Raw genomic sequence first — 24,050 nt, 5'->3', positions numbered from 1 at the left:
GGAATAACAGGGTTGCTACCAAGTGGCAACCCTGTTATTCTATTATATATATGACTATATATGACAAAAATACACAAAAATAGAAAATAATTTAGTAGACGCTTTGATTTTACAATCCTTGTAGCGTTTAGCTGTACGAAAAAGCGAGACAGGATTCAGCTGCCGAGGACTTGTTTGAGTGCAGTTCGCTGCTTTTCAAGCGAACAAACGAGTTGTGCAGGCTGCGTAAAATCCTGCGAAGCTTTCAAGCATAGCTGCGTTTAGGATTGGAAAATCAAAATTCTACTTATACTAGGGAGTAAGTATATGAAGTGGGAGAAGTATACTCTTATTACAAAGACCGATGCGGTGGATATTTTGAGTGCATCGCTTGGGGACATAGGTGTGGAAGGTATTGAAATAGAAGATAATGTACCTTTAACTGCACAAGAAACAAAGGGAATGTTTATAGATTTTCCACCGGAGTTACCGGAGGATGAAGGCATAGCAAAGGTAAGCTTTTATCTGGATTCGGAAGCTGACAATACAGCGCTTTTGGAAGATATTAAAAACACTTTAGAAGAATTGAAAGAGTTTTGTGATATCGGTGACGGAGTGCTTATAAAGTCTGAGACCGAGGATAAGGATTGGATAAATAACTGGAAACAGTATTTTAAGCCTTTTTTTGTGGGAGATATCCTTATAAAGCCTACTTGGGAAGAGATACCTGAGGATGCCAAGTATAAGACTTTGATACAGATAGATCCCGGAACTGCATTCGGTACGGGAGCACATGAGACTACAAAGCTTTGTATATTGGCACTTGAAAAGTATCTTAGGACAAAGCCTGAAGCTAAGGTGCTTGATATAGGAACAGGAAGCGGAATACTTGGAATTGCGGCATTAAAGCTGGGTGCTGAATGTGTATTCGGAACAGATTTAGATGATATGGCTATAGATGCAGTTATGGAAAATATGATCAGCAATGAAGTGGGGATGACTGAGTTTGTAGCGGTATGTGGAGATATCCTGACAGATGAGAATGTAATGGATATGGCAGGTTATGAAAAGTTTGATATAGTAACGGCAAATATTTTAGCCCCTGTTATAATAGAACTTATAAAGAATGTAGCAAAGCATATGAGAAAAGGCGGTATATTTATAACATCGGGAATTATAGATACAAAAGAAGCCGATGTAGTGCTTGCTTTTAAAAAGAGTGAGGATTTTGAGATTATTGAAATAAATCATCTTGGTGAATGGGTAAGCATAGTGGCAAAAAAGAGGGAATAGATGTATCATTTTTTTGTAGATGAAGATCAGATAAGCGGGGAGTATGCATATATAAAGGGCAGTGATGTCAATCATATAGTAAATGTTTTGCGCATGAAACCCGGTGAAGAACTTCTTATCAGTGTTAAGGGAGAATGGGATTATCTTTGTAAAATAGAAGAGATAGAAAATGACAGGGTGAACTTAAAAGTACTTGAGAGTATGGAACAAAGAGAGCTGCCTGTAAATATCACTTTGCTTCAGGGTATTCCCAAATCAGACAAGCTGGAAATGATAATACAAAAGGCAATAGAGCTTGGTGTAAGTGAGATAATACCTGTAAAGACCAAAAGAGTCGTGGTAAAGATAGAAGAAAAAAAACAGGCTTCAAAGGTTGCCAGATGGAATGCTATTGCGGAAAGTGCAGCCAAGCAATCTAAAAGAAGTATTATACCAAAAGTTTCGGAGCCGAAATCCATAGATAATGCACTTGAAATAGTAAAGGACTTTAGTGTAAAATTGATACCCTATGAGAATGCAGACGGTATAGAGAAGACCAGAAAAATATTAAACGGTATGGACAAAACAAAGAATATAGCTGTATTTATAGGTCCTGAGGGAGGCTTTGAAGAAGAGGAAGTAAAGAAGATAAATAAATCCGGCTTTGAAGTGATTACACTGGGAAAGAGAATACTAAGGACGGAGACGGCAGGTCTTGCATTGCTCAGTAATATAATGATCAGATTGGAAGATGAATAGATGGATGTATATTTTGACAACTCCGCCTCTACAAGGGTAAGCGAAAAAGCAATAGAAATAATGCTAAAGACCATGAGAGAGGACTATGCAAATACAAGCGCAAAACATATAAAGGGTGTAGATGCCGAAAAATATGTAAAAGATGCGGCAGATATAATAGCAAAGACTCTAAAGGTGAAAAAGAGTGAGATAATCTTTACATCAGGAGGTACCGAGTCCAATAATCTGGCTATAATAGGTACCGCCATGGCAAGGAAAAGATATGGAAATCATATTATTATATCGGGTATTGAACATCCGGCTGTATACAGACCTGCCGAGTTTTTGATGGAGCAGGGCTTTGAAGTAACCATACTTCCCGTAAATGCTGAGGGAGCGGTGGATCTTGAAGTATTAAAATCAAGCTTGAGAGATGATACTGTTTTAGTTTCCGTGATGTATGTAAATAATGAAATAGGAGCTATAGAACCTGTAGATGAGATTTCAAGGATAATAAAGGCTAAGAATAAGGATATATTATTTCATGTAGATGCAATACAGGCTTATACCAAGTTTAAAATCACACCGAAGACACAGGGAATTGATATGCTTTCAGCATCAGGTCATAAATTTCACGGACCTAAGGGAGTGGGATTTTTATACATTGACAGCAGTGTAAAGATAAATCCTATAATCTTTGGAGGTGGTCATCAAAGAGGAATGAGAAGCGGAACATTAAATACCACAGGAATTGCCGGAATGGGAGTTGCCGCAAAGGAAGCCTATGATGATTTCGAGAAAAAAATAAAAAATATAGTTGATTTAAAATATTATCTTATGGATAATCTTGAAAAAATAGAAGGTGCCGTATTAAATACAAAAAGAGGTGAAAACTTTGCACCGCAGATAATCAGCGTATCTTTTGAAGATATACGTGCGGAGGTTTTATTACATGCCTTGGAGGATAGAGGAATCTATGTATCAAGCGGTTCAGCCTGTTCCTCAAATCATCCGGGGATATCAGGCACATTAAAGGCTATAGGGTTAAGAGAGGATTTATTGGATTCTACAATAAGGATTTCTTTATCGGAGCTTAACAATAGGGAAGAGGCTGATTATTTTTTAAAGAATTTAGTGGAGCTTTTGCCGCTTCTTAGAAAATTTGTGAGGAAATAATGAAATACAAATCATTTTTAATTAAATATGGAGAGATAGGCGTAAAGGGAAAGAACAGATATATGTTTGAAGACGCCTTGATGAAGCAGATAAGAACCACATTAAAAGAGGTTGAAGGTAAATTTATCGTATCCAAGGAACTGGGAAGAATCTATGTGGATATGGAAGGTGAATACGACTATGATGAGGTAATTGACAGGCTTAGTAAGGTCTTTGGCATAGTCGGTATCTGCCCAATGGTAAGAATAGAATCAAAGGACTATGAAAACTTGAAAAAGCGGGTGGTGGAATATGTGGACGAAGTATACCCGGATAAGAATTTCACCTTCAAAGTGGATACGAGAAGAGCGGATAAAAGCTTTCCGGGAACTTCGGAGAGTATAAATGCAGAGCTTGGAGAAGTGATTTTAAATACCTTTCCTGAAATAAAGGTAAATGTCAGAAAACCTGATGTACTTATAAAGGTGGAAATAAGAACATATATAAATATATATTCTGTGGAAATACCCGGCCCCGGCGGAATGCCTATCGGTACAAACGGCAGAGCAATGCTCTTACTCTCAGGAGGTATAGACTCACCTGTAGCAGGTTATATGATTGCTAAAAGAGGTGTAAGGGTGGAGGCTGTATATTTCCATGCTCCGCCATATACATCGGAAAGAGCCAAGAGAAAAGTAATAGAGCTTGCAGAACTGGTTTCAAAGTATACCGGACCTGTGAATCTGCATATAATCAATTTTACAGATATTCAATTGGCAATATATGAGAACTGTCCACATGATGAGCTTACCATCATTATGAGAAGATATATGATGAAAATAGCGGAAAAGATAGCTGTAGATAACGGGGATCAGGCGCTTATTACGGGAGAGAGTATCGGACAGGTGGCATCTCAGACCATTCAATCACTTCTTACTACAGATGCTGCGGCGACATTGCCTGTATTCAGACCTCTTATAGGATTTGACAAGCAGGAGATAGTGGAGATCTCGGAAAAAATAGGCACTTATGAAACATCCATACAGCCTTATGAGGATTGCTGTACCATATTTGTGGCAAAGCATCCGGTGACCAGACCTGTTTTGGAAGATATAGAAAAGTCTGAAATAAAGCTTGAGGGAATTATAGAAGAACTTATAGAAAAAGCTTTGGAAACCAAGGAAAGGATTCTGGTAAAAGCATAAAAAAAGGTCTGGCAGGTTTTCCTGTCAGACTAAAAAAATCTTATTTGATGATATATGGAGAGAGTGCCTCAAGTATCTGCTCTACATTATCCTCAGCATGAATATTAAGATCGATAGGCTTTGATAAGTCCAAGCTGAAGATACCCATTATTGATTTTGCATCTATAACATATCTTCCTGAAACTAAGTCAAAGTCCACATCGTACTTAGCTAATTCATTTACAAATGACTTTACTTTGTCAATGGAATTAAGGGAAATTTGAACTGTTTTCATATAATCCTCCATGTTAAAAAAATTGTAATAAATGACACAGATACTTTACGTATTTGTACATTTAAAGCTATCTATATCCTATATAAAATTTTTAGTAAAGTCAATGACATTTGATAATTAGAAAGGATTTTTTATGAAAACGGTTGCTTTTCATACATTAGGCTGTAAGGTAAATACATATGAAACCGAGGCTATGCAGCAGCTGATGGAGAACGCAGGATATAAATGCGTTGAGTTTGGTGAAAGAGCAGATGTTTATATAATCAATACTTGTTCGGTAACAAATATCGCAGACAGAAAATCAAGACAGATGTTGCACAGAGCCAGAAAAATGAATGAGGATGCTATAGTGGTGGCGGCAGGATGCTATGTGGAGTCTGCAAAAAATAAGATAGATGAAGATTTAAGTATTGATATAATAGTCGGAAATAATAATAAAAATGAAATAGTAAATATAATAAATGAGTTTTTACAAAATAAAAGTGAAAATAAATTTATTATTGATATAAATAAAGAAACCGAATATGAAGAATTTCATATAAGAAAAATAAATGATCATACCAGAGCATTTATAAAGGTGCAAGACGGATGCAATCAATTCTGTTCATACTGTATTATTCCTTTTACAAGAGGCAGAGTAAGAAGCAGGAAGATGGAAAATATAATGGAAGAGGTAAGAAATCTTGCGGCTTCAGGATATAAGGAGATAGTTCTTACAGGAATACATCTCTCATCCTATGGTTTGGATTTTTTGGATGAATCCTATAATAAAAGGATGGAAAAGCTTACAAATACCTGTGAGAGTGATGAGGAATTTGTCACAAAAAACGATCTGCTTTGTTTAATAGAAAATATAGCAGGTATAGACGGAGTGGAGAGGGTTCGTATAGGTTCGCTTGAACCAAGAATTATAAAGAAAAACTTTATTAAAAGCTTAAGCAAAATAGAGAAGTTTTGTCCGCATTTTCATCTGAGTTTGCAGAGCGGATGTGATAAAACATTAAAGAGTATGAACAGAAAATATACTGCGGATGAATTCTTTGAGGGAGTGAAGCTTATCAGAAAATACTTTGATTCACCGGCTGTTACCACAGATATTATTGTAGGTTTCCCCGGAGAAACAAAGAAGGATTTTGAAGAGAGCAAAAAGTTTGTAGAAAAGGTAAAATTTTATGAAACCCATATTTTCCCTTATTCCATAAGAGAGGGAACTAAGGCTGCAAATATGCCTCAGGTGGACGGAAATGAAAAGGTAAAGCGGGCAAATATTTTAAATGAAATAAATATAAACAATCAAAAAGAGTTTAAAAGTTCAAGAATCGGCAAGGAAGATGAGTTGCTTTGTGAGGAGATATTTATAAAAGACGGTGTTGAATATTTCACAGGTTACACAAAGGAGTATATAAAGGTCGCTGTTTTAAACAGTGATTACAGTACCAATGATATAATAAGAGGCAGGATAACAGGATTTTTGACAGATGAAATATTATTGCTGGAAAACAGCTGATTTTATAGGAACTTAGGAGAGATAAATTTATAATATAAAAATAATATTGCAATATGACCTTAAATCGTATAAAATTAAGTTTATTAGAAAAGGAAGCGTGATGATATGGATGTTCAAAATACACAATATTTTAGGGCAGTACAAGAAAATAAGATGGATGTAAATGAAGTATTGAAGCTTGTGTATGAAGCTTTGACAGAAAAGGGATATAATCCGTTGAATCAGATAGTTGGCTATGTGATGTCAGGAGATCCGACATATATCACGAGCCATAAGAGTGCAAGAAGTCTTATCATGAAGGTAGAGCGTGATGAGATAGTTGAAGAGTTGTTAAAAACCTATATTGACAAGAATTTCAGTTAAACTTTTTTAAGATATTATCTTAACAAGCCGCGTGATGGACCTTCTGAGGCTGGGTCATACAATAAAACATATTTAGCAGTATGGGATAAAATGTATGAGGAAGTTTGCTTGACGGTGGACTTCTTTTTACAGTATTGAAAGTTTAGAGGTGAATTTGAAAGAAAGAATCATGGGACTTGATTATGGTTCAAAGACTATAGGTGTTGCTATAAGTGATGCTTTGGGACTTACAGCACAGCCTCTTGAGACCATTGAGAGAAGTGGAGAAAACAAGCTTAGAAGATCTCTGGCAAGAATTGCCGAGATAGTAAGAGAAAAGGATATTAAAAAGATAGTGGTGGGGCTTCCTATAAATATGGACGGAAGAAGCGGAGAGAGAGCCGCTCTTACTTTGGAATTTGTGGAAAAGCTTAAATTAAGAGTGGATATACCCATTGTGATGCAGGATGAGAGACTTACAACAGTGGAAGCGGATGAGATACTTGATGAATCGGGAGTAAAAAAGCAGGATAGAAAACAGTTTATAGACCAAATAGCAGCAGGTATTATTTTAAAAGAATATATGGAGAAGGAAAATGGAAAATAACAATATATCTTTCTTATCGGAGGATGGAGAAAATATTGAATTAAATATAATTGAAGAAACCAAGTTAAACGGAGTCAGTTATATACTTGTAACAGACAGCATCGAAGATGAGAACGGCGAATGCTATATTATGAAGGATATTTCCGCCAAGGAGGATGAAGAGGCGAATTTTATCTTTGTAGAGGATGACAAAGAGCTCAATGCGGTATTTGAAATATTTGAAAAGATGATGAATGGTGAAGATGTAGAAATCACAAGATGATCTATATGTGAATATATTTAAGAATGGAAAGGAATAAGATTTGAACGAGAACGAAAAAAATCCGTTGCTGAATATGCAAAGGATAAGACAGGAAAGCAAGGAACTTATTGAAGCCGGTGCAAATGAACTGAGTGATATTGTTCCAGAAAAGAAAGTAAAAAAAGAAAAAACGGTAAATGCAAGATTAAAGCATGAACAGGGTAATAAAAAGACTACAGGGCAGAAAAAAAGTACCGCTAAGGAAAAGAGCGTTGAAGCTGGTACAAAAGCTGTAGAAGAGAGTAAAGCGGCTGATACTAAGACAGTAAAAAAGACAGCTGCAAAAAAAACAAAAGCTTCGGATACAAAAAAGGAAACTTTAGAAACAAAGGCTGAGGCTGAAACAAAAAAGACAAAGGCAAGATATGTAGGACCGGCAGACAAGAATGTACCGTCTTTGGCAGAGCAGGTATCAAGTATTCTCATGGAGAATAAAAAGAAAAGAGGCAGAACCAAGAAGGCGGCTAAAAAGGTGAAAATCATACCGCTGGGTGGACTTGAGCAGATAGGTATGAATATCACGGCATTTGAATATGATGACAGCATAATAGTTGTGGACTGCGGATTGGCATTCCCGAGTGATGACATGCTTGGAATTGATTTGGTAATTCCCGATATCACATATTTGAAGGACAATTATCTTAAGGTAAAGGGATTTTGTATAACACATGGTCATGAGGACCATATAGGTGCGCTGCCTTATATTTTAAAACAGCTGAATGTACCTGTGTACGGCACAAGACTTACCTGTGCGCTTATTGAAAAGAAATTAAAGGAACATCAGATAGAAGACAGTGCAAAGCTTAATATAGTAAAATATGGAGATAATGTAAATCTGGGAGATTTTAAGGTTGAGTTTGTAAAGACCAATCACTCTATTGCGGATGCGGCATCTTTAGCTATATTTACACCGGCAGGTACTATATTCCATACCGGAGATTTTAAGGTGGACTATACACCTGTATTCGGAGATCCGGCGGATCTTGGAAGGATGGCTGAAATAGGTAAGGCAGGTTGTCTTGCAATGCTCTCAGACTCCACAAATGCCACAAGACCGGGCTTTACCATGTCTGAAAAGACTGTAGGAAAGACATTTGATCTTATATTTGCGGAGCATAGAGACAGTAGAATTATAGTTGCCACTTTTGCCTCAAATGTGGACAGAGTGCAACAAATAATAAATACCGCATATAAATATGACAGGAAAGTGGTAGTGGAAGGAAGAAGTATGGTAAATGTTATCGGAACTGCCGCAGACCTGGGATATATTGATATTCCTGAGGGTACACTTATAGATATTGACCATTTAAAGGATTATCCTCTTGAAAAGACTGTTATTATCACCACAGGAAGTCAGGGAGAGTCAATGGCTGCCCTTTCAAGAATGGCATCATCCATACATAGAAAAGTGGAGATAGTGCCGGAAGATGTTATAATAATGAGTTCAACACCGATACCGGGAAATGAGAAGGCGGTTTCAAAGGTTATAAATGAACTGTCTATGAAGGGCGCTGAGGTAATCTTCCAGGATACCCATGTATCCGGTCACGCTTGTCAGGAAGAAATAAAGCTTATGTATTCACTTTTAAAGCCGAAATTTGCACTTCCTGTGCATGGAGAGTACAGACATTTGATGGCAGGAAAGGGGCTTGCTGAGGCTGTAGGCATACCGAGTGAAAATGTACTTATAATGTCAAGCGGTGATGTAGTGGAACTTAGTGAGGATTCCTGTAAGATAACAGGTCATGTGGAAGCCGGAGGAGTGTTTGTAGACGGTCTCGGTGTAGGTGATGTAGGAAACATAGTGCTTCGTGACAGACAGAGTTTGTCACAAAACGGTATAATAATAGTGGCAATGAGCCTTGAACATGGAACCAACAGACTTCTTTCAGGTCCGGATATAGTATCCAGAGGATTTGTATATGTAAGAGAGTCCACGGATTTGATGAATGAAGCGAGTGCGGTCGTGAGAGAGGCTGTTGCGGATTGTCTTCATGCAAGAATCACAGACTGGTCAAAAATAAAGAATGTTGTAAGAGATTCTTTGAGCGAGTTTTTGTGGAAGAGGATGAAGAGAAATCCTGTGATATTGCCGATAATAATGGAGATACATTGATAAATGAGCAAAGAAACTACATCAAATAAAACCAAAAAGAGAGTTGCTTCTTTTTTTGGAAGAATAGTGGTATATATTCTGGTGCTTGTATTGATTGCCGGTATACCTTTTGCTTATAAATTCGGGCATAGTGTATTCTATGCTTCGAGTGTCGATTCACCTCCGGGAAGAAATATACAGGTGAATGTAGCAGAGGGAATGAGTTTTGATAAATTGGCAGACACTCTATATGATAAGGGTGTTATAGAAAATAAATTTTCATTTGAAATACAGGCAAGATTTTTTGATATCAGAATGCATACAGGTGAATATACCTTTAATACCTCACAAACATCCAGAGAGATACTGGAAATGATTGATGAAGGTGTTTTGGAGAAGAATATAAATGATAACAAATCCTAAGATTTTGGAATATCTGGATATTATTTCTCCGGTGAATTCAGAGCCTGTAGAAAAAGTAAGAGAAAAAGCTAGGGAAAATTATATCCCGATAATAAAAAGAGATACCGAAAATCTTTTGAAATTTGTTTTAAAAATGCAAAAGCCGGAGTCTATTTTAGAGATTGGCTGCGCTACAGGGTATTCAGCTATAGTTATGCTGGAAAATTCCGATGCGAATATAGTAACTATTGAAAAAATGCCTGAGAGAGTGGAAGAAGCTGTAAAAAATATTAAATATACCAATCTTACAAACAGAGCTAAAGTACTTGAGGGAGATGCAGGGGATATCCTTGAGAAACTGGTAAAAGAAAATGAAAAGTTTGATTTCATTTTTATGGATGCAGCCAAAGCACAGTATATTAACTGGCTGCCGACGGTAAAGGCTCTTTTGAAAGATAATGGAATGATTTTCTCAGATAATTGTTTGCAGGAGGGAGACTTATTAGAGTCTTCCTTTGCAATAAGAAAAAGAGATAAGACTATATATAAGAGAATGAGAGAATATATTTATCTTCTTTTACATGATGAGACATTGGAATCATGGATATTTTCAATAGGAGATGGAGTTTTACTCAGCAAAAACAGGAGGTAAGCTTGAGAAGTTTGGAACTTTTGATACCCGCAGGCAATCTTGAAAACCTTAAGGTGGCAATAGATTACGGTGCAGATGCGGTATATATAGGAGGTGAGTTTTTCAGCCTTAGAGCAAAGGCAAAAAACTTTAGTAAAGAGGATATGAAAGCCGGCATAGATTATGCTCATAAAAGAGGGAAAAAGGTCTATGTGACGGCAAATATTCTGGGACATAATGAGGATTTGGAAGCGGCAAGAGGTTATTTTGAGGAGCTTAAAAAAATAGGTCCGGATGCTTTGATAATATCGGATCCCGGTATATTTACCATAGCAAAGGAAGTATGGCCGGAGGTGGAGATTCATATTTCCACACAGGCAAATAATACAAATTACGGAACATATCTTTTTTGGTGGAAGCTTGGAGCAACAAGAGTGGTTACAGCCAGAGAACTTTCACTTGAGGAGATAAAAAAGATCAGAGAAAATATTCCTGAAGAGATGGAGATAGAAACATTTGTACATGGAGCTATGTGTATGTCATATTCGGGAAGATGCTTATTAAGTAATTTCTTTACAGGAAAGGATGCCAATAAGGGTGAATGTACTCATTCATGCAGATGGAAGTATTCTGTAGTGGAGGAGAAAAGACCGGGAGAGTATATGCCTGTATATGAAAATGAAAGAGGTACATATATCTTTAATTCCAAAGATTTATGCATGATTGAATATATTCCCGAACTTATAGAAGCTGGCATCGACAGCTTTAAAATAGAGGGAAGGATGAAGACGGCGCTGTATGTGACAACCGTTGCAAGAACATATAGAAAGGCGATAGATGATTATTTAAAATCACCTGAGACTTTTAAAGAAAATCTGGAATGGTATAAATCAGAGATAGGAAAATGCACTTACAGAGAGTTTACCACAGGATTTTTCTTCGGTAAGCCGGATAGTGATACACAAATATATGACAGCAATACCTATGTTAAAAATTATATATACATAGGCACCGTTAATGAAGTGGACGAAAAAGGAAGGGCGGTATTTAATCAAAAAAACAGATTCTTTGTAGGAGATAATATAGAGGTTATGAAAAAAAACGGTGAAAATATATCTCTATATGTAGAATCCATTGAGGATGAAAATGAAGAAAAGATGGATAATGCCCCACATCCTATGCAACTTTTGAAAGTGACATTTGATAAACAGGTAGCAGAAGAAGGAGATATATTAAGAGTTTATAATCCCGAAAGAGAATAATGGAGGTATAATGATTGCATTTATACTTAGTGTATTATGTGGGTTATATGGAACAGCGGTTATTATTATGACAGGCTTTTTGGAATTGCAAAATTACATATGGTATGTGTTTGCATTTGTATTTTTTGCCCTGGGTAAACTTATCAAATTTTATCTAAATAAGAGAATTCCATTGTGGTCTGTGGTATCTGTCTATACTTTGGCGACTCTTGGAGTTCTTATTTTTATTATAACATCAATAGTAATAGCTCTGTCATTGCCAAAGGAGGATGAGAGCGGACTGGACTTTTTGATTGTGCTGGGCTCAAAGCCGGATATGGAAAATGAGGGAAGCCAGGCAAAATACCGACTGGATAAGGCTATAGATTATATTGATAAAAACCCCGATACAACTATTATAATAAGTGGGGGACTTAGAAAAGAAGAAATAATTGAATCATTGGAAATGGCGGATTATCTAATAGAAAGAGGTGTAGATGCGAACAATATCCTGGTGGAAACGGAGTCGCATAATACCAGAGAAAATCTGATATATTCCAAGGCTTTGATAGATAAATATAATGTGGATATGAAAAGGAATGCCGATATTACAATTGTAAATGATGTAAGGTCGGTTCTTGAGGTGGAGGACAGACCTCAGACAATAGGTATTTTGACAAATGATTTTCATATTTTCAGAGCAATGCATGTAGCAAAGAAACTGGGTTATACACAGGTTTTCCCTATCAGGGCAGGTTCCAATAATATTTTATACTTACATATGTTGGTCAGAGAAACATTTGCGATTTTAAAGTACAAGTTTTTAGGTTATATGTAGCATTTATAGGATTCTCACAAAGGAGGTCCTATATAAAGGTGGATATAATCATATTTAGGAGGAAAATATTGAAAAATTACAATATGGATGAGCAGGTAAAAAATATAAAAGAATTATCTGCATATGAGATAAAAACGGTATCGGATATAGAGGAATTAAGTGCAAGAGCGGTTATTCTTGAACATAAAAAGACAAAGGCAAGAGTATTTTGTATGTTGGCGGATGATGATAATAAGGTCTTTACCATAGGCTTTAGAACGCCTTCAAAGGATTCCACCGGAGTGGCGCATATTCTCGAACATTCGGTGCTTTGCGGTTCAAAGAAGTTTCCGGCAAAAGATCCTTTTGTAGAGCTTGTAAAGGGCTCACTTAATACATTTTTGAATGCGATAACATATCCGGATAAAACAGTCTACCCTGTGGCATCCTGTAATGATAAGGATTTTGACAATCTGGTGGATGTTTATCTGGATGCGGTATTGTATCCGAATGTATATACTGAGGAGAAAATATTCAGACAGGAGGGTTGGCATTATGAATTGGTGGATGAAAAGGGCAATCCTGATGAAAACGGAGATATTATACTGAACGGTGTAGTATATAATGAAATGAAGGGTGCTTTTTCCTCAGCCGACAGTGTGCTTGAAAGGGCTATAACAAAGACCTTGTTTAAGGGACATTCCTATGGAGAAGAATCGGGAGGAGATCCTGATTATATTCCTTCATTGACATATGAAAAGTTTTTGGATATGCATTCGAAATACTACCATCCTTCAAATTCATATATCTATCTGTATGGAGATATGGATATGGCAAAGAAGCTTGAGCGTATAGACAGGGAATACCTTGATAAGTTCGAGTATAGATTTGTGGACTCAAAGATAGAAAATGTAAAAGAACTTGAAAATATCAGAGAAGAAAACTTTGAGTATCCTATTACAGAAGCACAGAGTGAGGAGGATGCAACATATCTTTCATGGAGTACTTTGGTTGGAGGTGAGCTTGATCCTATCCTTTATATGGGCTTTCAGATACTTGAATATGTACTCTTAGATGTACCGGGAGCGGCACTCAGACAGGCGCTTATAGATGCCGGTATAGGAGAGGATGTATATGGAGGCTATGCAAACGGTATATTGGAGCCGTATTTCGGAGTAATTGCAAAGAATACAAATCTTGACAGAAAGGCTGAGTTCCTTGCTGTTATAGAGGGAACTCTAAGAAAGCTTGCGGATGAGGGACTTGATAGGGAAGCTATAAAGGCTGCCATGAATATATTTGAGTTTAAGGCAAGAGAAGCCGATTACGGCTCATATCCTAAGGGACTTATGTACGGTCTTTCAAGTTTTGACACCTGGCTGTATGATGATGATCCTACAAAGCATCTGAGATTTGAAGGTATCTTTAAAACTTTGAGAGAAGAAACAGATAATAATTATTTTGAAAACTTAATAAAGAAATATCTGCTGGATAATAAGAACACCGCAATAGTTACCATGGTACCTAAAAAAGGACTTACCACAAAGAAAGATCAGGAGCTTAAGGAAAAGCTGAAAGAATTAAAAGCCACTTTATCAAAGGAAGAGCTTAAAAAGATATATGATGATACAATAGCATTAAAAAAATATCAGTCGGAGCCGTCAAGCGAGGAGGCATTACTTAAGATACCTATGCTTAGCAGGGACGATATAAGCAGGGAAGTAAAAATGCCTGTATATAAAGAGACGGAGGTAGAAGCTGCGGGTAAGAAGATACCTGTAATATATTCAAATGTATCCACAACAGGTATCAATTATTTAAAATTTGTTTTTAATATTGATTTTGCAAATGAAGAGGAAATAAAACATATCGCACTCTTAAGGGAAATACTTGGATATATTGATACAAAAAAGCAGAGCTACTCATCACTGTCAACAAGTGTAAACTTAAATTCAGGCGGAATAGCGTATTCAATAGAAACAGTTACCACCAATTCAAATCCTATAGAACATTCATTTCTTTTCTGTGTAAATGCAAAAATTTTGTACGGAAAAGAGAGTTGGCTTTATTCCACTGTCAGTGAGGTGCTTACAATGTCAAAGCTGGATGATAAAAAGAGGATTAAGGATATAATTGCGGAGGTAAAATCAGGACTTAAGGACAGGCTGGTATCATCAGGACATATGACCGCACTGAACAGAGCAGGTTCCTATATTTCAAAGGAGCTTTTATTTGGAGATTTGACAAAGGGTATTTCATATCTTAACTTCCTTGAGTCGATAGATTTGGAAAAAGATTTTGAAAAGATTTATGAGAACCTTTTAAAATTATCAAAAAAGATCTTTAATATAAATAATCTTTTATTACATACAATATGTGATGAAGAAGGATATAAAACCGCATTTGACGGAATAGAGGTTTTGGCGGAGAGTCTTGAAAAAGAAAAGGATAATCGTGAAAAATATGTTTTGCAAACCGAGGTAAAAAATGAAGGTTTCGGTACAGCTTCAAGAGTAAACTATGTTGCCAGATTTGGAAACTTTGTAAATCACGGCTTTAAGTATACCGGTGTACTCAGGGTATTTAAGGTGTTGCTAAGCTATGACTATCTGTGGAATAATATCAGAGTAAAGGGTGGCGCTTACGGTTGCAGTGCAATCTTTGGAAAAAGCGGAAATTCGGGCTTTGTTTCATACAGAGATCCGAATATGGCAAATACCAATAAAATATATGAGGGCATAATTGAATATGCAAAAAACTTTACCGCCAATGAAAGAGAAATGACAAAGTCCGTTATAGGCGCCATAAGTGAGCTTGATACTCCTTTGACACCTGCCAGAGAGGGTATGAAGGGACTTAGTGCATACTATTCAAAGGTAAGATATGAGGATATGGTACAGGAAAGGGAAGAAGTGCTGAATACCTGTGAAGAGGATATAAGGGCGTTGGTGCCGCTTCTTGAGTCTGTACTTTCAGATAAACTTATCTGTGCCATAGGAAATGAAGATATGATAGAAAAGGACAGGGAACTTTTCAAAGAGGTAAAGCATCTTTATAAGGATTGATAGGAGAAAATATGAAATCAGGTTTTGTCGCTCTTATCGGGAGACCGAATGTAGGAAAATCAACATTGATGAATACGCTTATAGGACAGAAGATAGCTATAACATCAAATAAGCCGCAGACCACAAGAAACAGGATACAGACAGTATTTACGGATGAAAGAGGTCAGATAGTATTTCTTGATACTCCGGGTATACATAAGGCAAAAAATAAGCTTGGAGAGTATATGGTAAAGGTATCTACAAGAACTCTAAGAGATGTGGATATGGTACTCTGGCTTATAGAACCGAATACCTTTATAGGAGAGGGAGATGAGCATATATTTGAAATCCTGTCAAATGTGGAGGTGCCTGTAATACTTGCCATCAATAAGATGGATTCCCTAAAGCAAAAGGAGGATATGTTGGCTGTAATCGCCAAATATTCTTCTAAAATGAAATTTGCCGAGGTAGTGCCGGTGTCTGCACTGAAAGGAACAAATACGGATAAACTTCTTGAAATTATTTTTAAATATCTTTCGGAAGGCCCTATGTATTATGATGAAGATACTGTTACAGATCAGCCTATAAAGCAGATAGCTGCGGAGCTTATTAGAGAAAAAGCACTCAGATTTTTGCAGGAGGAGATACCTCATGGTATAGCTGTGGAAATAGATACATTTTCCTACAGAGATTCGGGAGATATGGTCGATATAGAGGCAGCCATTGTATGCGAGAAGGATTCTCATAAGGGGATAATTATAGGAAAAGCAGGCAGTATGCTTAAAAGAATCGGGACTGCCGCAAGAAAGGATATAGAGGGGCTTTTGGAAGCAAGGGTGAATCTGAAACTGTGGGTAAAGGTAAGACCTAAGTGGAGAGATTCGGATGTGCAAATGAAGAATTTCGGCTATAATCCAAAGGATTTATAATTTGAGAGATTTTGTTGAATTGACGGGCATTGTGATAAAATCAATGCCCATTGGAGATTTTGACAGGAGAGTTACCATCTTTACAAAGGAGAGGGGCAAGGTATATGCCTTTGCAAGAGGCGCAAGACGAATCAATAACCAAATGATGGGATTTGCAAGGATATTTGCCTATGGCAAGTTTAAGCTGTTTGAGGGCAGAGATTCCTATAATATCGTAAATGCGGATATAGCCAATTATTTTGAAGAGGTAAGTTCCGATATTGAAAGCACCTGCTACGGCACATATTTTCTTGAGATGCTTGACTATTATACAAAGGAAGCCTTGGTTGATATAGAAAGCTTAAAGCTTATCTATTACACACTTTCGGCCTTAACAAAAAAGTCTATACCGAACAGACTGGTAAGGCGCATTTTTGAACTGAAGCTGATGACAATAAACGGTGAATATGATTTGCATTCGGGGATGAAGGATAAGACCGCCCTATATACTTGGGAATATATTATATATTCAAAGCCTGAAAAGCTTTTTAACTTTGTAATAACGGAGGAAGCTTTGACTGAGATCGAAAAGACTGTGGATATTATGATAAAAAAATATATCGACAGGCATTTTCATTCGCTTGATATCTTACAGGATATTTTATGATGCTCAGACATTTTTTTGATTCACTATTGACATTTAAAATAATTTTGATAAAATATTTTGTATTCGGCAAAGACGCCTATATAGCTATATAGGGAGTCTTTGCCTTTTTTATTTTCGCCGATGCAGTGTAAGCTATTGTGTAAAAACACTGCTATACCGGCGTGTAGGGACGATAGAGCCTGGAGGTTAAAATTATGTCATATGTTGAAGAAATTTTAGAAAAAGTTGTAGCCGCAAATCCTAATGAGCCTGAGTTTCATCAAGCTGTTAAGGAAGTTTTGGAGTCTTTAAAGCTTGTGGTTGATGCTAATGAGGAACTTTACAGAAAAAACGGTATTTTAGAAAGACTTGTAGAGCCTGAGAGAATAATCTCTTTCAGAGTGCCATGGGTGGATGATAATGGCAATGTGCAGGTAAATAAGGGATACCGTGTACAGTTTAATAATGCAATCGGTGCTTACAAGGGAGGACTTCGTTTCCATCCGACAGTAAATCAGTCAATACTTAAATTCCTCGGATTTGAGCAGGTGCTTAAAAACTCACTTACAGGTCTTCCGATGGGTGGAGGAAAAGGCGGTTCAAACTTTGATCCTAAGGGAAAATCGGACAGAGAAGTAATGGCATTTTGTCAGAGCTTTATGAATGAGCTTTATAAGCATATCGGAAAAGATACGGATGTACCGGCAGGTGATATCGGTGTCGGTGCAAGAGAGGTAGGATATCTTTTCGGACAATATAAGAGACTTACAACATTATTTGAGGGTGTTCTTACAGGAAAGGGAATTCCTTTTGGCGGTTCTCTTGCAAGAAAAGAGGCTACAGGCTACGGTCTTGTATATATTTTGGATGAAATGCTTAAGGCAAATAATAAGGAACTTTCCGGTAAGACGGTAATTGTTACAGGCTCCGGAAATGTTGCAATCTATGCTATAGAAAAAGCACAGCAGCTGGGTGCAAAGGTTGTAGCACTTTGTGATTCAAACGGATATATATATGATGAGAACGGAATACAGCTTGATATTGTTAAGGATATCAAGGAAGTAAAAAGACAGAGAATTTCAGAGTATGCAAATAGAGTACCTTCTGCCAAATATACACAGGGTAAGGGAATCTGGAATATCAAATGCGATATCTATCTTCCATGTGCTACTCAAAACGAGCTTGACCTTGAGGGTGTAAAGGCACTTGTAGCCAATGGTTGCTTTGCTGTGGCGGAGGGCGCAAATATGCCTACAACACTTGAAGCAACAAAATATCTTCAGGACAACGATGTTTTATTTATGCCGGGTAAGGCTTCAAATGCAGGCGGTGTGTCTGTATCGGGACTTGAGCAGAGCCAGAATGCAATGAGAATTTCATGGAGCTTTGAAGAGGTGGATGATAAGTTAAAGACTATTATGAAGGATATTTTTGCCAAGGTGGATGATGCCGCCAAGAGATACAATCAGGAAGGCAATTATGTGGCAGGTGCAAATATTGCAGGTTTTGAGAAGGTTGCAAATGCAATGATCGCTCAGGGTATCGTATAATAATATTGTACAAAATTAAATACATAAGCATTTAAAAGCCCTTTTTTGAGGGCTTTTTTTTAAATCCTATTGACTTACTAGGAATTAAGCTTTAAAATCCAATTATGCAAATAATAGAACATTATAATACTATTATTATATTACCCCTAAAGCTCAAGGGGATTGGTGAAAGGAAAAATCAATGTCATTATTAAATGTAAATAATTTAACAGTTTCCATAGAAGATGATGAGAATTTAAAAGAAATTCTTCATGGAGTAAATATAGAGATTAAAAAAGGTGAAACACATGTCCTTATGGGACCGAACGGAGCAGGTAAGTCAACTCTCGGCTATGCTCTTATGGGAAACCCGAGATATGTTGCAAATAGCGGAGAAATTATATTTGACGGAAAGAATATAGTTGATGAATCGGCTGATAAACGTGCAAAGGCGGGAATGTTTTTATCATTCCAAAATCCGCTTGAGGTGCCGGGACTTCCACTTGGCAGTTTTATCAGAAATGCAGTGGAGTCTGTGAGCGGCAAGAGGGTTAAAATGATGCAGTTTAAAAAGGATCTGGCAAAGGATATGGAAGTCTTAAATATGGACAGCGAGTATGCCAACAGAGCCTTGAATGTAGGATTTTCAGGCGGTGAGAAGAAAAAGGCTGAGATATTACAGCTTCTTATGCTTTCACCGAAGCTGGCAATACTTGATGAGACAGACTCCGGACTTGATGTCGATGCTGTAAGAACGGTTTCGGCAGGTATCAAGGAGTATCAAAAGAAAAAAGACGGTGCTCTCCTTATAATCACTCACAGTACAAGAATACTTGAGTCATTAAAGGTTGACTATACACATATTATGGTAGAAGGAAAAATCATAAAGACAGGAGATGCTTCTTTGGTTGAGGAAATCAATAAGCATGGATTTGAAAAGTATATTCAGGAGAGCAGATAATGAAGGAAAAGACATATGTAGAAGACATTAACAGGAGTATGTATGACTTTAGAAATGAAGACAAGGACAGCTTCAAGATAGCTGCAGGTCTTACACCTGAGTTAGTGTCTCAGATTTCAAAAGAAAAAAACGATCCTGCCTGGATGCAGAATTTCAGATTGCAGGCATTACAGATATATAATCAGATGGAAGTTCCGCCATGGGGTCCTTCTATAGACGGTCTTGATATTGACAATATTGTTACTTATGTAAGACCTAATACACATATGAAGACAAAGTGGTCAGAGGTTCCTGAGGATATCAAGGATACCTTTGAAAAACTCGGTATACCACAGGCTGAAAGAAAATCTTTGGCAGGTGTAGGTGCACAGTATGATTCGGAACTTGTATACCACAATGTAAGAGATGAAGTTTCACAGATGGGAGTTGTATATACAGACCTTGAAAGTGCAATGCATAGTGAATATGCGGATATGATTCAAAAGCATTTTATGAAGCTGGTAAAGCCGAATGACCATAAGTTTGCTGCATTACATGGTGCGGTGTGGTCAGGAGGATCATTTGTATATGTACCGAAGGGTGTACATCTGGATATTCCATTGCAATCATATTTCAGACTTAATGCAAAAGGTGCTGGACAGTTTGAGCATACACTTATTATAGTGGATGAGGGTGCGGACCTTCACTTTATAGAAGGATGTTCGGCGCCTAAGTACAATGTGGCAAATCTTCATGCAGGATGTGTGGAGCTCTTTGTCGGAAAGAATGCAAGACTAAGATATTCAACTATTGAGAACTGGTCCAAAAATATGTACAACCTCAATACAAAGAGAGCTGTTGTGGAAGAGGGCGGAAGAATCGAATGGGTTTCAGGATCATTCGGTTCACATGTATCATATCTTTATCCTATGAGTATTTTAAAGGGTAAGGGCTCAAGAATGGAGTTCACAGGAATTACATTTGCAGGTGCAGGACAAAATCTTGATACAGGTGCAAAGGTAGTACATTCAGCACCTGATACATCTTCATTTATAAATACTAAGTCGATTTCAAAAGGTGGAGGTACATCCACCTTTAGAAGTGCCGTAGTGGTATCTGAAAAGGCAAAACATTCAAAGGCAGCCGTATCTTGTGAGTCTTTGATGCTGGATGATATATCACGTTCGGATACAGTACCGGCTATGGATATCAGATGTGCCGATGCCGATATAGGGCATGAGGCAAGAATCGGAAGAATCAGTGATGATGCCGTATTCTATCTGATGAACAGAGGTATAAGTGAAGAGGATGCAAAGGCAATGATTGTAAGCGGATTTGCCGATAATGTATCTAAGGAGTTGCCGCTTGAATATGCGGTAGAGATGAACAATCTCATTCAATTAGAGATGAAAGGAAGTATTGGTTAATGAGAGATATTACTTTAAACAAAATACCGGTTCTTACCTGGAGATGGCTAAAGATGAATGAGTCTGCTGTTTCTATACCGAGCGAAACAGGCAGTGCAAATATAAAAGTTTTAAATGAAAATGCAAATAATGAGCTTTCAAAAGAGAACATTGAAAAGTTAAAGGCTCTTTCTACAGGAATGGGTGCAAATATGACAGAGCTTTGTGACTCTGAAAGTGAAGAGATTATTATAAATACCCTTGCAGGTGAAAGCTCAAAAAACCATATAAATATATGCAGAGATAAGGAAGGTCTTGCAAAGGTGAGAGTATATATCTATGCACAGGAAGGCAGTGAGGTCAATGTGTGGATGGATTACTCTTCAAATGAGGAAAATGTAGGTGCTCTGGCAGTACAGACCTTTGTATATGCGGAGAAAAATGCAAAAGTGAAACTTTATCAGGTAGGTTTACAGGCGGATAATGATATTTCACTCAATGATATAGGTGCAAATGTCGATAAGGATGCTTCATTTGAGTTGACACAGCTCTTACTTGGCGGAGAGAAGATATTTGCGGGCGCAAGAGCAAGCCTTGTAGGAAAAAGAAGTGAGTTTATATCTGAGCTTGGTTACTATGGTAAGTCTGAGGATCAGATAGATTTAAACTATGTGGCGGATCATATAGGAAAATCAAGTAATTGCAAGATGATTGCATCAGGAGTACTTAATGATAATTCAAAGAAGCTTCTAAGAGGCACTATTGACTTTAAGAGAGGTGCCAAGGATGCTACAGGAGAAGAATCAGAGGATGTACTTTTGCTTGGTGAGCATATACATAATCAGAGCATACCGGTAATACTTTGTGCCGAAGAAGATGTAGTTGGAACACATGGTGCATCTATAGGAAATCTTGATAAGGAAATGCTTTTCTATCTTACATCCAGAGGTATGGACAAAGAAAGCGTTACAAAGATGGTGGCCAGAGCAAGAATAGATGCTGTCAGCAAAAAGCTTGAAAACGAAGCACTTGAGGAGAAGATTAATCTTTATCTTGGAGGCAGTGAAGATGAGTAAGAGTATATACAGAGATGATTTTCCGCTTTTGGCATCAGATAATGTTATATATATGGATAATGCCGCTACCTCACAAAGACCTCAGGCGGTACTTGATGCAATAAATGATTTTTATAAGCATCACAATGCCAATCCTCTAAGAGGTGTATATAAACTTAGTGTGGAAGCCACGCAGGATTATGAGAATGCCAGAAAAAAAGTTGCAGATTTTATCAATGCAGCGGGTAGTGAAGAGATAATCTTTACCAGAAATGCCTCGGAGAGTTTAAACCTTGTGGCATACAGCTATGGCTTAAGCAATGTGAAAGCAGGTGATGAGATAGTGGTAAGTGTACTTGAGCATCACTCAAATATGCTTCCATGGCAGATGGTGGCAAGAGCTACAGGAGCAAAACTTGTATTCCTTGACTGTGAGGAAGACGGCGAAATTACAAAGGCTGAGATAGATTCTAAAATCAATGAAAACACAAAACTGGTAGCCTGCACACAGATTTCAAATGTACTTGGCATACCTACGCCAATAGAGTATATAATAAAAAAAGCTCACAGTGTGGGGGCTGTGGTAGTTATTGACGGGGCACAGAGTATACCTCATAAGAAAATAGATGTAAAAGAACTGGATGCGGATTTTTTTGCTTTCTCAGGGCATAAGCTTTGCGGACCTATGGGTATCGGTGTACTCTATGGAAAGAAGGCTTTGCTTGATGCCATGCCTCCGTTCCTTAGCGGTGGGGAGATGATAGAATATGTTACCAAAGAAAAAGCTACATTTGCGCCATTACCTCATAAGTTTGAGGCGGGTACAGTAAATGCGGAAGGTGCAGTAGGTCTTGCGGCGGCTATCGACTATATCGAGAGCATAGGCTATGAGAAGATAGAGAGTATCGAAAGAGAGCTTAGTGAGTATGCTATGGAGGTACTTTCAAAGAATAAGTATATAAGAATACTGGGTTCAAAGGATCCTGCTAAGCATAACGGTATAATCAATTTTATACTGGAGGGAGTGCATCCGCATGATGTATCAACGATACTTGATTCAAAGGGCATTGCGGTAAGAGCCGGACATCACTGTGCACAGCCGCTTTTACAACATTTAAAATTAAATTCAACTACAAGGGCAAGTCTTTCTTTTTATAATACCAAAGAAGAGATAGATGCACTCTCAGCTGCTCTTTTAGATATAAGAAAGGAGATGGGATACGATGAGTAACAGAGCCTTTTATAATGAAATTCTGACAGAGCATAATTTAAGACCATATCATAAACATGACCTTGAAGATGCCAATCTTATACTTGACGGTATAAATCCAAGCTGTGGAGATCATATCACTTTAAAGCTGAAAGTGAGTGATGAAGGCATCATAGAAGACGGTGCTTTCGTAGGAGACGGATGTGCCATATCACAGGCTTCAGCAGATATAATGCTTGATATGGTAATAGGTCTTGAAAAGGATGAAGCTATCAGACTCTCAGATATGTTTTTCCGTATGATAAAGGGAGAAGCAACTGAAGAAGAGATAGAGGAACTTGATGAGGCCGGAGCCCTTAGAGATATCTCCCATATGCCTGCACGAGTAAAATGTGCGGTACTTGGCTGGCATACAATGGGAGAGTTATTAAAATAATAAATAAATGAAAAACAGGGATGAAAAGTCCCTGTTTTTTGTGTGTAAAAAGATACAGGTAAAGGGGAAATCTATAGTTATAAAAAGAGTAAAATAAAATTATAATAAGTATTTTATGAAAAAAGAAATATTATACTATAGATGTATTGAAATCAAAGATATTTTTTTACTATAATAGGTAATAAAAAATCTCTCTTACCTTGAAAATGAGCAGTATTTGTGGCATACTTGTTGTCAGTGTCTTAATGTAAAAGACGGATACAGGTTTTATATATTTTGACATAGTTTACTTGTTACATGCCTCGGTTTG

The 24,050-nt window shown here is 37.3% G+C and carries 23 protein-coding genes; 22 read left to right on the top strand and 1 reads right to left on the bottom strand.

The window, feature by feature from the left end; genetic code table 11:
- The first annotated feature begins 306 nt into the window (after window positions 1-306).
- The 4 genes from prmA to thiI are packed head-to-tail and all read left to right on the top strand — an operon-like array spanning window position 307 to window position 4,349.
- Entirely contained in the window at window positions 307-1,272 is a 966-nt protein-coding gene (gene prmA, locus J4O15_RS00355; protein WP_208099290.1) for a 50S ribosomal protein L11 methyltransferase, read from the top strand.
- Window positions 1,273-2,010, top strand: a complete 738-nt coding sequence (locus J4O15_RS00350; RefSeq protein WP_208099289.1) for a 16S rRNA (uracil(1498)-N(3))-methyltransferase — start codon at window positions 1,273-1,275, stop codon at window positions 2,008-2,010.
- Window positions 2,011-3,165, top strand: a complete 1,155-nt coding sequence (locus J4O15_RS00345) for a cysteine desulfurase family protein (RefSeq protein ID WP_208099288.1) — start codon at window positions 2,011-2,013, stop codon at window positions 3,163-3,165.
- A complete protein-coding gene (gene thiI, locus J4O15_RS00340; protein ID WP_208099287.1) occupies window positions 3,165-4,349 on the top strand; it encodes a tRNA uracil 4-sulfurtransferase ThiI in 1,185 nt (394 codons plus the stop codon). Before J4O15_RS00345 ends, thiI begins: the two co-directional genes overlap by 1 nt.
- Window positions 4,350-4,389: 40 nt before the next feature.
- Here thiI and J4O15_RS00335 read toward each other — a convergent pair whose 3' ends face one another.
- The gene (locus tag J4O15_RS00335) at window positions 4,390-4,623 is read right to left on the bottom strand and encodes an HPr family phosphocarrier protein (protein ID WP_007593716.1); all 234 of its coding nucleotides are present in this window, start codon (window positions 4,621-4,623) and stop codon (window positions 4,390-4,392) included.
- 133 nt (window positions 4,624-4,756) lie between these two features.
- On the opposite strand from J4O15_RS00335, the gene J4O15_RS00330 reads away from it, so the two are divergent.
- The 18 genes from J4O15_RS00330 (at window position 4,757) to sufU (ending at window position 23,740) form a co-directional block, all read left to right on the top strand.
- Window positions 4,757-6,130 carry a MiaB/RimO family radical SAM methylthiotransferase gene (locus tag J4O15_RS00330; RefSeq protein WP_208099286.1) on the top strand — a complete coding sequence of 458 codons (1,374 nt, stop codon included), beginning with the start codon at window positions 4,757-4,759 and terminating at the stop codon, window positions 6,128-6,130.
- A gap of 105 nt (window positions 6,131-6,235) precedes the next feature.
- Entirely contained in the window at window positions 6,236-6,493 is a 258-nt protein-coding gene (locus J4O15_RS00325) for an IreB family regulatory phosphoprotein (RefSeq protein WP_009219535.1), read from the top strand.
- Between the two features lie 169 nt (window positions 6,494-6,662).
- A complete protein-coding gene (ruvX, locus tag J4O15_RS00320; protein WP_208100245.1) occupies window positions 6,663-7,079 on the top strand; it encodes a Holliday junction resolvase RuvX in 417 nt (138 codons plus the stop codon).
- Entirely contained in the window at window positions 7,069-7,341 is a 273-nt protein-coding gene (locus tag J4O15_RS00315) for a DUF1292 domain-containing protein (protein WP_009219537.1), read from the top strand. Before ruvX ends, J4O15_RS00315 begins: the two co-directional genes overlap by 11 nt.
- Before the next feature lie 40 nt (window positions 7,342-7,381).
- A complete protein-coding gene (locus J4O15_RS00310) occupies window positions 7,382-9,496 on the top strand; it encodes a ribonuclease J (RefSeq protein WP_243761907.1) in 2,115 nt (704 codons plus the stop codon).
- Window positions 9,497-9,499: 3 nt separating this feature from the next.
- Window positions 9,500-9,898, top strand: a complete 399-nt coding sequence (locus J4O15_RS00305; RefSeq protein ID WP_009219539.1) for an endolytic transglycosylase MltG — start codon at window positions 9,500-9,502, stop codon at window positions 9,896-9,898.
- Window positions 9,882-10,529, top strand: coding sequence for an O-methyltransferase (locus J4O15_RS00300; RefSeq protein ID WP_208099285.1), 648 nt, complete (start codon window positions 9,882-9,884; stop codon window positions 10,527-10,529). Before J4O15_RS00305 ends, J4O15_RS00300 begins: the two co-directional genes overlap by 17 nt.
- Window positions 10,530-10,531: 2 nt before the next feature.
- Entirely contained in the window at window positions 10,532-11,770 is a 1,239-nt protein-coding gene (locus tag J4O15_RS00295) for a peptidase U32 family protein (protein WP_208099284.1), read from the top strand.
- Between the two features lie 10 nt (window positions 11,771-11,780).
- Window positions 11,781-12,587, top strand: a complete 807-nt coding sequence (locus J4O15_RS00290; protein ID WP_009219542.1) for a YdcF family protein — start codon at window positions 11,781-11,783, stop codon at window positions 12,585-12,587.
- 68 nt (window positions 12,588-12,655) lie between these two features.
- Complete coding sequence (locus J4O15_RS00285) at window positions 12,656-15,631, top strand: insulinase family protein (protein ID WP_208099283.1); 2,976 nt, start codon at window positions 12,656-12,658, stop codon at window positions 15,629-15,631.
- A gap of 11 nt (window positions 15,632-15,642) precedes the next feature.
- A complete protein-coding gene (era, locus tag J4O15_RS00280; RefSeq protein ID WP_208099282.1) occupies window positions 15,643-16,539 on the top strand; it encodes a GTPase Era in 897 nt (298 codons plus the stop codon).
- A gap of 1 nt (window position 16,540) precedes the next feature.
- The gene (recO, locus tag J4O15_RS00275; RefSeq protein WP_208099281.1) at window positions 16,541-17,185 is read left to right on the top strand and encodes a DNA repair protein RecO; all 645 of its coding nucleotides are present in this window, start codon (window positions 16,541-16,543) and stop codon (window positions 17,183-17,185) included.
- A gap of 194 nt (window positions 17,186-17,379) precedes the next feature.
- On the top strand, window positions 17,380-18,714 hold the full coding sequence (gene gdhA / locus J4O15_RS00270) for an NADP-specific glutamate dehydrogenase (RefSeq protein ID WP_208099280.1): 1,335 nt from the start codon (window positions 17,380-17,382) through the stop codon (window positions 18,712-18,714).
- A gap of 181 nt (window positions 18,715-18,895) precedes the next feature.
- The gene (sufC, locus tag J4O15_RS00265; protein WP_208099279.1) at window positions 18,896-19,654 is read left to right on the top strand and encodes a Fe-S cluster assembly ATPase SufC; all 759 of its coding nucleotides are present in this window, start codon (window positions 18,896-18,898) and stop codon (window positions 19,652-19,654) included.
- Window positions 19,654-21,060, top strand: coding sequence for a Fe-S cluster assembly protein SufB (gene sufB / locus J4O15_RS00260; RefSeq protein ID WP_009219548.1), 1,407 nt, complete (start codon window positions 19,654-19,656; stop codon window positions 21,058-21,060). Before sufC ends, sufB begins: the two co-directional genes overlap by 1 nt.
- Window positions 21,060-22,115, top strand: a complete 1,056-nt coding sequence (locus tag J4O15_RS00255; protein WP_208099278.1) for a SufB/SufD family protein — start codon at window positions 21,060-21,062, stop codon at window positions 22,113-22,115. The genes sufB and J4O15_RS00255 overlap by 1 nt, the downstream gene beginning before the upstream one ends.
- The gene (locus J4O15_RS00250) at window positions 22,108-23,325 is read left to right on the top strand and encodes an aminotransferase class V-fold PLP-dependent enzyme (protein WP_208099277.1); all 1,218 of its coding nucleotides are present in this window, start codon (window positions 22,108-22,110) and stop codon (window positions 23,323-23,325) included. The genes J4O15_RS00255 and J4O15_RS00250 overlap by 8 nt, the downstream gene beginning before the upstream one ends.
- Window positions 23,318-23,740, top strand: coding sequence for a Fe-S cluster assembly sulfur transfer protein SufU (gene sufU, locus J4O15_RS00245; protein ID WP_208099276.1), 423 nt, complete (start codon window positions 23,318-23,320; stop codon window positions 23,738-23,740). The genes J4O15_RS00250 and sufU overlap by 8 nt, the downstream gene beginning before the upstream one ends.
- The last annotated feature ends 310 nt before the right edge of the window (window positions 23,741-24,050 follow it).

It is taken from the genome of Lachnoanaerobaculum sp. Marseille-Q4761 (assembly GCF_017565785.1).
Lineage (GTDB): Bacteria > Bacillota > Clostridia > Lachnospirales > Lachnospiraceae > Lachnoanaerobaculum.
The sequence above is the reverse complement of the archived record's forward strand: the minus strand, read 5'-3'. Positions and strand labels throughout refer to the sequence as shown.